The sequence below is a fragment of the Sphingobacterium sp. GW821-FHT03E03 genome (assembly GCF_059420745.1).
Window position 1 is genome coordinate 101,558 of the sequence record NZ_JBWKUH010000003.1, and the last position, 13,838, is coordinate 115,395.

The 13,838-nt window shown below is 39.9% G+C and carries 7 protein-coding genes; 1 reads left to right on the plus strand and 6 read right to left on the minus strand.

The window, feature by feature from the left end; translation table 11 throughout:
* Positions 1–135 precede the first annotated feature (135 nt).
* The 6 genes from AC07UV_RS05520 to AC07UV_RS05545 all read right to left on the minus strand — a co-directional run bounded on the left by AC07UV_RS05520 (position 136) and on the right by AC07UV_RS05545 (position 9,715).
* Positions 136–324, minus strand: coding sequence for a hypothetical protein (locus AC07UV_RS05520; RefSeq protein WP_495182972.1), 189 nt, complete (start codon positions 322–324; stop codon positions 136–138).
* 7 nt (positions 325–331) lie between these two features.
* Positions 332–1,603: a DUF2264 domain-containing protein gene (locus AC07UV_RS05525; RefSeq protein ID WP_495182973.1), complete on the minus strand. Its 1,272-nt coding sequence runs from the start codon at positions 1,601–1,603 to the stop codon at positions 332–334.
* Between the two features lie 66 nt (positions 1,604–1,669).
* Positions 1,670–2,944, minus strand: a complete 1,275-nt coding sequence (locus AC07UV_RS05530) for a glycoside hydrolase family 88 protein (RefSeq protein ID WP_495182974.1) — start codon at positions 2,942–2,944, stop codon at positions 1,670–1,672.
* Between the two features lie 205 nt (positions 2,945–3,149).
* Entirely contained in the window at positions 3,150–4,418 is a 1,269-nt protein-coding gene (locus tag AC07UV_RS05535; protein WP_495182975.1) for a DUF2264 domain-containing protein, read from the minus strand.
* Positions 4,419–4,580: 162 nt separating this feature from the next.
* The gene (locus tag AC07UV_RS05540) at positions 4,581–6,431 is read right to left on the minus strand and encodes a RagB/SusD family nutrient uptake outer membrane protein (RefSeq protein WP_495182976.1); all 1,851 of its coding nucleotides are present in this window, start codon (positions 6,429–6,431) and stop codon (positions 4,581–4,583) included.
* A gap of 11 nt (positions 6,432–6,442) precedes the next feature.
* The gene (locus tag AC07UV_RS05545) at positions 6,443–9,715 is read right to left on the minus strand and encodes a SusC/RagA family TonB-linked outer membrane protein (protein WP_495182977.1); all 3,273 of its coding nucleotides are present in this window, start codon (positions 9,713–9,715) and stop codon (positions 6,443–6,445) included.
* Between the two features lie 140 nt (positions 9,716–9,855).
* Between AC07UV_RS05545 and AC07UV_RS05550 the strand changes: the two genes are divergently transcribed.
* Positions 9,856–13,716, plus strand: a complete 3,861-nt coding sequence (locus tag AC07UV_RS05550) for a hybrid sensor histidine kinase/response regulator transcription factor (protein ID WP_495182978.1) — start codon at positions 9,856–9,858, stop codon at positions 13,714–13,716.
* The last annotated feature ends 122 nt before the right edge of the window (positions 13,717–13,838 follow it).

Consider the following 13,838-nt stretch of genomic DNA (forward strand, 5'->3'; position numbering starts at 1 on the left):
ATTTATGATATTGGTTATTTATAATTGGTACAATATGCGGCTAGAATATTTAGACAATCTGCCACATATTGTGAATTTATCGTAACTAACAGAAAAACGGGGCAGCCGCTTATCCCAATGAAAACATAGGCACAACTAATCCTTTATTGGAATGGCAATATTCCAGGATCTCGTGCCCTTTTCAAATCCCCCTGCCCCATCCATTGTTGCAAAAAACATGCAGACAGGCTTCCCTTTTTCAAATAACACAAAAGGGCGTTCCAATTGTCCCATTGTTATTTTTTTACCATCTTCGAACGTTAAAGTTCGAGAAGTTACTTTCACGTATTTATTATTTCTTTTTGTCTTTATAAACATCTGTTCCGATAATATCTGGACTCAGCGTATGATCGATAATCATTGGTTCGCCATTCCACGCCTTTTTAGCTGTCCAACTTGCATCGGGGGCAGTCCACAACGGATCGTTTGGTGCTAAGCCCAGAATAATGAAGGCTTCGGAACATAAGTATTCACTTCCGGTAGAAACATAGGTTTCGCCCACCTCTGGTTGATGGCCTGCAAAACCAATATTTAACCAACCCGAGCTGTTAAAAGTTCCGGGCATTTCAATCTGTCTCTTTATTACCGTATAAAGTGCACATCGCACCTGAGCCGGTTCGATTCCTTTTTCTAGTTCGTGCATATAAGCAATTTTCGAAAGCAGCTGAAAAGCACCGAAACGGTAACTCAATGAACGTCCTACTGGCGGATAAGTTCCTTCTGGAGAAATTAAACGTTCTTGTATGGTTGCGTATCTTCTGGCGCGATCTAGGAATATCGGATAAAGGTTTGCTGTATCCAAATTAGCATTCTTCAGTTCCAGACTAGTTTCTAAAAGCATCGGATGTATGACAAAGCTATTGTAATAATCGTAATGAAAGTTAGGGCCATCACCGTATATTCCATCGCCTTTGTACCAGGAAACCATGAGGTCAATCGCTCTGTCCAACCGACTTTTATCGACAACTTTATCATATTTTAAGAAAAAGGCCTCGATTTCGGAGCTAAATAACACCCAGTTATTGCTATAGGCATTCATTTCGCGGGTCAGGTTAAATGCATTGATCACATTTTTCTTGGTCTGATCATCTAATTTACCCCAGAGTTGATTTGGAGACCTTAAAAGTGCCTGCGCTAAAAATGCAGCGTCCACCAACGCCTGACTTTGTGTTTTAGGATGCTTTCTAAAATTCATGTAATCCGGATTATTGGGATCGGTTGCGTTTTTTATACAGGCAATGGATAAATCGATATATTTCTTTCTCAACTTACCTTCGGCTGTATTATCCGGTCCAAGTTCAAGCCAAGGTGCCATTCCAGCCATTAAGCGACCAAATGCTTCCAAATAAGTACAACCTGTACGATCCAGATTATTACGCGATTCAATCGGCATTGTTTTAACTAATTCGCCTTTACTTAATGCCATTAACACAGGATCAGCAATTTTGGTAATCGTTTTCACCAAATATGCCCGCTGCTTTAAGCCATTATTTACCGCTTTCTTTTGAGCAAATAATACCTGTGGCACTAATAATATAATAATGACTAATTTTTTATAGTTCATACGACTGGAATTAACTCTTTTAAAATGGAACTAGCTTGCCTCGCCCTTTATACGTTGGTAATGCCCTTATTGCTTGATCACTTTTTCTCCATTGAGCATTCGATCATATCTGATCAATGCCTCTACGTAATAATAATCGGCATAAGTCAATGGTACATCTACCTCCGTTTTATGCGGAATAGAACCGACGCTATGTTTCAATATATAACCACCCGCTTCTTTGTAATCTGCTTTGTAAGGTTTAGCAGAAAGTGACTTTAACATCTGCTCAGCTTTGGAAATGTACAATTGGCTCTCACTGCCCTTCGTATATTGTGCCAATTCCAGCAGTGCAGAAGCGGTTACCGCAGCAGTAGAAACATCACGTAGATCCTTTTGACTATAATACTTACTTTCCTTGGTCAGTTTATTTTGATCCATATCCCAATACGGAATCAGATCCTTTGGAAGATTGGGATGATTAAGGTAAAACTTGGCGATATTCCGCGCTTGTTCCAGGTATTTCTTTTCACCAGTTTCGCGGTACATCATTGTATATCCATATAATCCCCAAGCTTGTCCTCTTGCCCATGCAGACTCATCGAATGCTCCTTGTGCTGTTTTTCTCGAGATTATACTTCCATTATCCGGATTATATTCTACCACGTGGTAAGAACTGTAGTCTTTTCGATAATGGTTAACCATTGTCGTATTTGCATGCTGTATGGCAATATCCCGAAATCTTTTGTCTCCTGTCATTTTGGACACTTCGGTCAAAAATTCCAGATTCATCATATTATCAATAATAACAGGATATGTCCACGGTTGTCCATCCCAGTTTTTACCACCATCCCATGAACGGATTGTTTTTGGAGCTTCATGAAAGCGTGTTGCCAATGAAGCAGCACCTGTACTTAACACGCCTTTATATGCTGTAGAATCACCTGTCAACCGTAGCGCATTACCGAAACTACAATAAAGCATAAACCCAAGATCATGTGTTCCTTTATTATTTTTCTCCTTTTCTAAATGTTTTAATTTTCGTTTTGCCTCATACAATAACTTCTCATCTTTTGTATATTCATAAAGATAGAGTACAGTACCGGGATAAAATCCAGAGCACCACCAGCTAGAGCCCCAATTGACATATTTCCCATCTTTATAGGTGGTAGGAATATCCGACTCCTGGATGGACGACGCTAGATAGTTAATCTGTTTACGTGCATCTTCAAGATTAGTTTGGACAAACTCTTTATTTAGTCCCAATTTGGCTGTTGTTAAATTCTTCTGACTAGAACATGATATTGCTTGTACGCCAAGCCCAATCATTAAAGCTCCTGTAATATAGTGTTGTATCTTCATTATTCGTATTGAGTATTGAGATATAAGTATGGAGATTTTACTTACACAAGTCTAAGACCTACCTAGTACCTCTATTTTTTTAATTTCTATCTTTTACCTATTTAGTATTGAGATATGCGTATTGAGTTTCTACTTATACAAGCCTAAGGCTTACCAAGCACCTTTATTATTTTAGTATTTAGATTATGGATAAAGGAATAAAGACTTAATAACTTACATAATAGTCTTTCGGAAACTGTTCCGCATTCCAGCATTTCTGCGATGTCCATTTCTGTGGGGCGCAGGTCCAGAACTCATCTGTAGCGGGTAATCCTAAGGGGAGGAACGACAGCGATGCCACATACATTGATCCAGCGTTGGTATAATAGTCGGCCAAATTTGACTGCTGGTCTCCAACCACCCCCATACGAAGCCATCCCGACGGAGCGAAAGTTTTGTCAATATAGATGTGTCTGAGTACTGCAGTCAGGGCTGCCCTCACTTGACCTTTTGAAATATCATCTGGTAATTTATTTTCCAGGGCTACAGTTGCCAAAGGCTGAAACGCTGCATTTTTATAGGTAGACGAACGCCCCACAACCACATAATATCCTTCAGGCGATATCATCCGTTCTAAATGATGAGCATAACGCTGCATACGTTTATATGCGCGTTCATACATTTCTTTGTATTTCCCTCCGGCGGAGATATTATGACGAAGTGATTCCACTTGCATGCAATGGATCACATAGCCATTGTAATGGTCAAAGCTAAAATGTGCCCCATCACTATACCAACCATCTCCAACGTACCATTCCTGATCAAATTTATTGACCGCATAGTCTATTTTCTCACGCGCACATTCCTCGCCAGCACTATATAGGAAAGTTTCGGTCATTGCCGCAAAAAGTAACCAGTTACTTTCATTAGGTTTAATCTTACGTAATAGTTTGAATTCTTCGACAACCCTTTTCTTTGTTACCTGATCCAATGGTTCCCAAAGTGCTTTGGGTGCCCTTAGGAACGCAAGGGCGAGATGTGCTGCATCTACCAGCGTTTGCGATGAAGGACCTCGCCATGTAAAATAATCCGGGGATTGAGGATCTACACCATATTGAAGGCCCAATAAGGCTTGATCACGTAATTTCTTACGTAGTTTTCCTTCTTCGGAACTATCATCCGGCAAAGCCAGCCAAGGAGCCATACCTGCCAGCAATCGACCAAAAGCCTCGAGGTAACCTACGCCCGAATCTCTATTGTCAAAAGTAGGACTTACCTCCATAGGCATCTTCTTGCGCCATTGCTGCTTGCTGATATTATCCAATATAGGTGTGGCCATCTTGCTTAGTATTGAAACCCAATAAGCACGGTCATTCCCTGCATAACTTATACTTTCATCAGATAAAACACTTGCCTTCACCCCCATTGGCAACGAGGCCGTCAATGCACCAACGCCAGCACCGCTCAACAATTTTAATACAGATCTTCTCTTCATCGATAATGGTTTATAAGTAAATGTGTGCTCAACAAGCTCACATAAAACACTAAAAATCTTTATTTTAATATAGAAAAACAAACTAAAAAGAATCAATCGCTCTAGCAAACGGTTACACGAGCGATTGATAACAGTTTCTTTACAAAATGAATTTATTTCTCATTAATTATTCCAGCCTGTATTCTGTGTTAGACTAGGATTTCGTTGCCTTTCTAACTCTGGGATAGGCCATACCAGTAGTTGGTCTCCCAAATAGGTATACCTATCTACGATTCCGCCCCATGGTTGTTTGTTCCCCGCATTACCGCTAAAAACTTGATCTTTTAGGGATTTCCACCGCAATTCGTCAAAGTAAATAACCCCTTCCCCAAACAGCTCTCTTCTACGTTCATTACGGATACGACTGGTAAGATCTGCTTTATCTTTAACCGTGGTAACAGCCGAACTATTTAAAAGTCCTACCCCGGCCCGCGTTCGTACTTCATTTACTTTGGCCACCGCTGCTGCTTCCTGTCCTTTTTCATTAAGTGCCTCTGCCCACAATAACAGCACATCTGCATAACGGATCACTGGATAATCTATATCACCAGCTACACGACTCGGAATAGATGGTTTTCCACCTTCGTACACAAATTTACGCGGGATATAAAAAAATCTCGGTTGATCGTCAGTGCGCAGATCAAACACATTATTAAATTCTTCAATATGTGGCCATCTTGATGTAAATGTCTGATCAGCTCCGAGATTTGTCCCAACAAAAGTTGAATAAGGGAGAATAACATTTGCACTTAAGCGTGGATCACGATTGTCGTAGGCCTTTTTTAATCTTTCCTCATTGCCGGTAGGCAAATAAAGTTTAAAATCCAATCCTCGTTTCGGGTCAATAAGGTCAGTGTATTTCGCCGGCTTTTTATTCGCTTCAGCTACCTGTTGTACATTATTACGGATAAAGTATATCTCTCTTTTGTCAGGTGCCATTGCATTATAACCAGGGATTACGTCATCCCAATTAAATTTGCTACCATCTTTGTTCTCGTATAAATCTACAAAATCCGGACTGACCATGTAGGTATTCCAATTGGAGCCAAAAGCGGAGCGGCTTCCGAAACTGAATTGTGTTGTCGATCCAAAGTTGTCCAAAGCGATATTCTGAATTGAGAAAATCATCTCATCTGACTTTTCATTGGCGGCAGTAAATAATGTCTTATAATCTGGAAACAACTGGTGTCCGGCATCTTTAACTGACTGAAAATCTGCGATTGCTTTATCCCAATCTTGTAGATACATATAAACTTTACCTCGCAGTGCATATGCTGCTGATCTCGTAATACGACCAAAATCTTTACTTCCTGCAGGCAACTTTGCTGGTAAATTCGTCTCAGCGATAGATTCCGTCAGATCTTTCAAGATAAAATCCCAAACTTCCTTTTCTGTATTTCTGGGTTTGGTTGCTTCATTGTAGTTAATCGGTGTATCATATAATGGCACCCCTCTATACAACTGATTCAACCTGTAATAATAGAACGCTCTTAGGAATTTAACCTCTGCGAGTAGACGCGCTTTCTTCTCAGGGGCCGATGGTGAAATATTGGTTAATCCATAGATAGCATCATTCGCGCGGTGAACACTCTCATATAATTCTCTCCAAACATCTGCAAAAAGTCCATTTGAAGTATTCGTGGATGCATTCAACAGCGGATCTCCGCCCCTTGGGATCAACGTGTTGGATAAACGATCATACTGATAGAGTTCCCGATTATTTGTACCACCCGTTGCATATCCAAAGCGTAGCGCTTGATATACTCCATTTACACCAAGATCAGTATAATTGTCCGTTGTCCACATTTTATCCTCTGGAACTTGTGTATTCGAACTAATATCCAGTAGATCTTTTTTACAAGATCCCATAGTTCCCAGCAAAATTGCAAGCGCAGATATACGCCACATATATTTATTATATTGTTTGCAGTACGCAGACAATCTTTGTTTTTCGATATTTAGTATCTTCTTCATATATCTTCGTATTAAAATCCAAAATTCAATCCAAAAGCATATTGCTTCATCGTAGGATATTTTGCTCCCGCTCCAATTTCAGGATCGGCACCAGGAAACTTCGTAAACATAAGCAAGTTCTCTCCAGAGAAATACACCCGTAAATTGCGAACATGTAAGCGTTCAGTTAGTTTACTGTTAAATGTGTAGCCAATCTGCAAGTTTCTCAATTTTATAAAATCTGCATCATAGAGGTAGAAATTATTGGCGACATTGTTAATTGTCTCACCGTTGTATTTTAGACGGGCATAAGATCCGTTGATATTGGTTCGCGGATCGCTAGGATTAGCTGGATCATAAAAATAATGATCATCTGCAACTCGCTTAGAAATACCGTTTCCATCGCGAACGATGTTATTGCTATAGCCTTCATCGTTCCAATAGTATTGTAATTTCCCTTCCCCTGACCACAGCATCTGTAAATCAAAGCCTTTGTAAGAAAATCCTAGATTGATACCATAAATATATTTAGGAACGTTGGATGTTCCTGTAAAGTTCTGGTCATTCTCATTGCCATAGACCTTATCACCGTTGAGATCAGCATACAGAAAATCACCATAATACAATTGTTCAACACCCAGTTTGTTTACAGGAGAGAAGCTGTACCCTGCTGCTTGCATATCCTGCACCCATTTGTAATCAGCTTCCGTACGGATCATACCATCCCGAGGTCCGCCATTGGGATTTACGGCCCCGCCATTCACATAGTAACTGCCATCACCTTTGTAACGCTGTCTCAAAAAATATTCCTGAAACATGTGCCCTTCGAGATTCCGCTGATTGGTACCTACTGCATTTGAAACCTGTCCGATATTTGTGCTGTAAACACTTGTACCATTGACGTCATTCCAGCCTCTAACTAATTGCCCTTTGAGTTTGGTTACCTGGTTTTTATTATAGGCAAAGTTACCTCCGATATTATAGCGAAATTCACCGATCTTGTCTTTCCACGTCAAATTAAGCTCGATACCACTATTGCGCATCGCAGCTGAATTGACAATAGGCGCTCCAGTAGTACCGGTGGTCAGTGGCAATTGTTCTGGTACCAATATTCCCGTAGTCAATTTGTTATAGTAATTCAACTCGACATAAGCCTTATTTCGAAAGGTCGCAAACTCCAACCCTACTTCTCTATTTTCACTTTCTTCCCAAGCCAATAATCTATTCCCAAATTTGCTCAATTCTAAACCGCCAACTTGTGATCCGCCAAAGGAGTATCCTGCATTGCCATAGAAAGCAAATGCGGGTAAATAGTTTTCTCTAGCCGGATCGCTATTATTCATATCATTCCCCAATTTACCCCAAGACCCACGAAGCTTTACATTTTGGACATATGGTTCAAGCCCTTTCATAAAAGACTCTCTTGAAAGCAACCACCCCAGGCCTACAGATGGGAAATAGCCCGCTTGAAGATCTTTTCCAAATTTGGAAGATGCATCCCGTCGTAAACTAAATTCGACAAGATATTTGCTGTCAAAGTCATAATTTACACGGCCAAAAAAGGAGCGCATACTTGTTTCGTATTCGTTGCCATCAATAGCATTCATTTCATTCGCGGTACCGATGTTGGAAATCGTTGGATCTATGACCCCCCTTTTTGAAGCCGAGAAATTATACCATTTTGTCTTGAATTCATTATGCCCCAATAGTGCTCCGATATTATGTTTACCGATGCTGGTTTCATAACGAAGGACGTTATCGAAAGTGAGTGTACGAAGGTTTTCGTATCCCTGCGATAGTACTTGCGTAGCGGCAACGCCTTTGGGAAAGACGATTTTATTCGTCTCAAAGCTATATTTATCAACTGGGATTGAGCTGCCTGTTTGTTCACGGAATCGCGTTTGGTAATTAAATTTGGTTTCGAATGTCAATCCATTAATGATCTTTACATTTGCGAAAATAGTCGAATTAAAATTCGACACTTTATCCATCCCTTGCGGTTCATAGAGATATTGCATCAAATTGTTCAATTGGGTGGATTCTTCTGCGGCCACAGCTCCTCCAAATCGACCATCATACATCGGATAAACCCCTGGAGTAGATTGTCGCAAGAAGTTATACAAATTGTCAACATTCGCCTTTTTCCGGTCTTCAGTTGATGCAAACATATTGGTTCCAATTGTCAAGCGATCTCCGATTTTAGTACTTAGGTTTGTTCTCAGTTCGTATTTCTTTGCGCCCGTATTTTTCATAATACCGGGATTATCAAAGATCCGACCCGAAAGCATATAATTGGTCGATTCAGAACCTCCCGTTGCTGAAATATTATGGCTTTGAATCCAGCTCGAATTATAAATCCAATCTGTCCAATCGGTATTTGGGTAAGCGATATAATTAGGTAAGCCAGATGCAGCTAGTACACCATTGGGATCGGCATTGGCTTTTCGCCAAAGATCAAGTGTAGATTCAGCAAATTTTGCAGGTTTTCCCAAATTAAATGTCCCCTCATTCATAAGCTCCATGTGACGCACATAATCTGACACAAACTCAGGAGTTCCCATCGGTTTGGTTCGGGACAAGATACCGGAGTAGTTAAGTTGTGTTTTTTGATTTGCCTTTCCTTTTTTTGTTGTGATCAGAATAACACCATTACCGGCACGCGTTCCATAGATAGAGGCCGATGATGCATCCTTTAACACCGAGATGCTTTCAATATCATTGGGATTCACCGCATCCATTGAACCTGGTATACCATCGATAACAACTAAGGCATCCGAATTATTGAGTGTCCCTATACCACGAACCCGAATTGTAGCGCCGTCAGCTCCCGGTCTACCCGTGCTTTGCTTGACTTGTACTCCTGCTGCTACACCGCTAAGCGCAGTAGAAACATTTGTGACTGGTCTGTTTTCAATCTGTTTAGCATCAACGGTACTCACTGATCCGAGCAACTTTTCTTTCTTTTGCTTACCATAACCGACGACAATAACTTCATCGATGACAGAACTTGTTCCAACCATTGTTACGTTAATGATATCGCGGCCATTAATGACAATCTCTTGGTTTTGATAACCAACATAAGAAATTACTAGTGTTGCGTTAGGGTTTACAGATAAGGAATAGGTTCCTGATCCATTTGTAGAAGTTGAGACTGTTCCGCCCTTCTCACGAATTGTTACACCTGATAGCGGTGCTCCTTGACTGTCTTTGATTTGTCCCGTTACATTTATTTTCTGTTGGGCATGAACTGCACCTACAGAAAATAGCGTCATCGCAGACAATCCTATTGCGTAAAACTTAGCCATACTTTAGGAAATTGGTTTTATAATTAAAAATGGTTACTTAACTATGTCAAAATTGAGCAAGAACGACGATTTAGTAGGGTGATTTTTATAAATATTAAGGGGTAAAATCTTAAATTTGATGCTGTAACCTCTATTTATCTATGAAATTCCCCGTACAACAGATTCGAAGCATTGCCATCACTTTATTGCTCCTATGCTCAAGTATTATTTGTTGTGCCCAGCACTTTAGTTTCGAAACTCTGACACAGGATAATATCCTGGACAAACAGGCGGTACTGACAATCGCGCAGGATCGACAAGATAAATTGTGGTTTGGTGGGGGAAACAACCTATTTATTTATGATTCCAGAAATGTAACAAATGTTTTAGTCACTGACTCGATTTTCAAAAATGTAGATTACATCAATAAGATTAATATCAATGCGCGGAACGATCTTTTTATTGCTACCGCAACGAAACTCTTCATTTTTAATATTGACAAAAGAAAATCTGTCTTTCAACAAGACAAGCCATTTGATCTTCCTTTAACTATCCATGATATTTATGTTCACGGCAATCACACCATCCTCTGTTCCGCTCGCGGACTCTATCTTGCCGTCCCTTTAGGAAACTCCTATACCATAAAACCGATCCTGACACGCAATCATGTCCAAGCTATTATTCCGGTTAATTCAACAACATATGCAGTTGCCAGCGATAGCGGTATTGAGTTTTGCACGTTAAAAGAGAATAAAATAACGCATATAGACCGTATCTCATTACCGCTAAAAGATCAAGGTATCGTCAGCACTTTGTATTATCAAAATGGCACATTATGGATTGGGACAAAACTGCAGGGATTATTTCAATATCGACTATCGGATAAGCATTGGCAGCACATCCATGAAGAGAACAGCAACCTCCTAAGTAATAATATCCGAAAAATCAATAAAGGCCCAAATAATACATTATTACTAGGCACACTAAAAGGACTTTCTGTCTTTAATGCTGGTACATCCTTTATTAATTACAAGCATAATACTTCGGTTCCCCATTCGTTAAGCCAAAATTCCATTTATGATATATTTATCGACGATCAGCAAATTATTTGGTTAGGCACTTATTTTGGAGGAATCAATGCCATTTATCCGAATATGATTCCCTTGCATGTTTATTCAAGTCGTGAGCTACCTCATAACAGGCTAAATAGCGATATTATTGGCAGTTTTGCAGAATCCCAAGATGCTTATTGGATCGGAACGGAGGAGGAGGGAATAAATCTTTTGGATAAAAAGACGGGAACGATGCAACCTTTCCCGCAACTATCGCGATCTAATCTGATCAAGGACTTGTCAATACGTAACAATGTCCTCTATGCGGCACAGCATGGTGGCGGCTATTCGATCATTGACTTAAAAACTAAAACTGCACGCCATGTCCTATTGGACAAAAATCCGCTACATTTAAAAAATAATATCTATAGCATCTATGCCGGAGTAGACAATTATCTGTACCTGGGTACAAATGCAGGTTTATATATTGCACCTCCGGAGAAACCGCCATATCCGGTCAAAGGACTACCTACCACATTAACGGATATCCAAGCCGATAATAAAAATTGTGTTTATTTTTTATTGGGTGGGCGACTTTACAAGCAAGATCCCACGACAAAAGTTATTCAACTATTTACGGACCCAAAATTATCCATTCAAGGGTTTTATGTCCATCCCGATGGTGATATCTGGTTTACAACAGCAACCGAATTGTATCATTTGGGCGATATCAAGCCTCTAGCCCGTTTTCATAATAACAGCTTAGGCTGGCCTGTCATGATCGACAAACATTTCTGGATCAGCAGCAAAAATGGGCTGATTTTTTTCGATCCAACGACAAAGTATAATACTATACTTAATCAGTACGATGGTCTCCCTGTTAAAAATATGCAAGGGGCTAAGGTCTATAGCAGCGAAGCTGGATTTTTATTCGTGACTACATTGAATGGTCTAGTTTCGATAGACACCCGAAAAATCACTTTCAATCAGAAAAAACCGAATGTGCTTTTTAGAAATATATTCCTTGAAGATACACCCTTAAACTATGGTCGCATCCAGCAAGGTGATCAGCCTAATAACTATACGTTGCAATTACGTTATGACGAGAATTTTATCACTGTTAATTTTTCAAGTTCCAATTTTATTAAACCACAGAAAAATAGATATCGTTATAAACTAGAAGGTTTTGATAAAGATTGGATAGAAACCAGTACACCAAGTGTCAGATATACCAATATCCCCGAAGGACGGCATACACTCAGTGTATATGCCAGCAATAATGATGGTATCTGGAGCAGTACCCCACTACAAATACACATTGATATAAAGCCTCCGCTCTGGAGAACTTGGTGGGCCTACCTTCTATACGCTGGACTATTTACCCTTGGTGTGCACTTTGTCATCAAGTTTGTCGTAGAACGCCAGATGTTGATCAATTCCGAAAGAGAACAGGAAAAGAAAATCAAATTCTTTACACAAATTTCGCATGAGATCCGGACCCCGCTTACCCTGATCATGTCACCTCTGGATGAAATCATTACCGAAACAGCCAACTTATCGACTACCCAATCTAAGATAAAACGGATTAAAAAGAATGCAGCTAAATTATTGGGGGTTGTTAACGAGCTACTTGATTTCAAAAAATTTGATGACAAGCACTTCATCTTGAAACAGAGCGATATCCCCTTCAGGGAATATATTGAAGACACATTCTATCTCCTCAATGATCTTGCCCAGAATAAACATATCAATTATTATATCCGACAATTGGATGCCGTAGGATTACAATCCATAGACGCTGTTCAATTTGACAAGGTCATGTTCAATCTATTGTCAAACGCCATTAAATATACACCCGAGAATGGCACAGTTTATCTTGAGCTCCTTGAGAGCGAAGACAGCATCGTTATCAACATCGTTGATAACGGGATTGGCATTGCAACGGACAATCAATTCAAGATCTTTGAAGAATATTATCGGGAGGAACAAGCAAATGACAATATAGGTACCGGTATCGGACTAGCCTTGACCAAGCAGATTGTCCTACAGCATCAAGGAGAGATCCGTTGCTTTACCATGAAAGATGAAAAAGGAGAATGGACGGTATTCAACCTACGTTTGCCGAAGCTATCGAAAGTCAGCATGTCCTCTCCTACAGACTCCCTGATGACCATAATAGATGAATCAAATTCAACAACTCCGACCGTATTGGGTAGATCTTTGCAACAGACCATTCTCATTGTCGAAGACAATAGAGAGCTATTGGATACCATTGTTCATTTGTTTCAGGATAGCTATACGGTCATCACGGCTTTCAATGGAGAAGATGCCTTATCGAAAGCGCAAGAGTATATTCCCGACTTGATCTTATCTGATCTGATGATGCCTTATATGAATGGAGCCCAGTTATGCCAGGCAGTAAAGACAAATATCGCAACCAGTCATATTCCTGTTATCCTGTTGACTGCAGTGACAGACAGTGAATCACAGACACAGGCCCTACAATATGGAGCAAACATCTATCTAACAAAACCTTTTGACAATAGGCTGTTGTTTCTATCTGTGCAGAATCTTATCGCAATCAGTCATAAAAAAAGCAAGGAATTTCAGGTCAAAAAAACAGATTTCGACAATGAACTGGATGCTCAATTTATTGCTACATTAGATCAACTGATCGAAGATAATATGCAGTCGGATGACTTTGATGTTAATTTTATCTCCCGAAAGATGGGTATGAGCACACCTATTATTTACCGAAAGCTCCGGGCGATATCCAACCTTTCTATCAATAATTATGTGAAGATGTACCGGCTTAACAGAGCGAAGGAGTTGCTAAAATCTTCGATGAATGTCAGTGAGGTCGCCTATGCAGTTGGATTTTCTGAAAGAAAGTACTTTAGCAGGGAATTTAAGAAACAATTTGGGTATAATCCGTCACAGCAAATAGCGGACTCCTACGAAGATGATTAAAACACAAAATGGCGTAAAAAAGGGATTAAATATTTGAAAAGAGACTGTAGGCAGGGTACGAATAGATTTAAAAGTAACAAAGACGCCTAAATGGGCGCCTTTGTTACTTTTATCGTTACTGT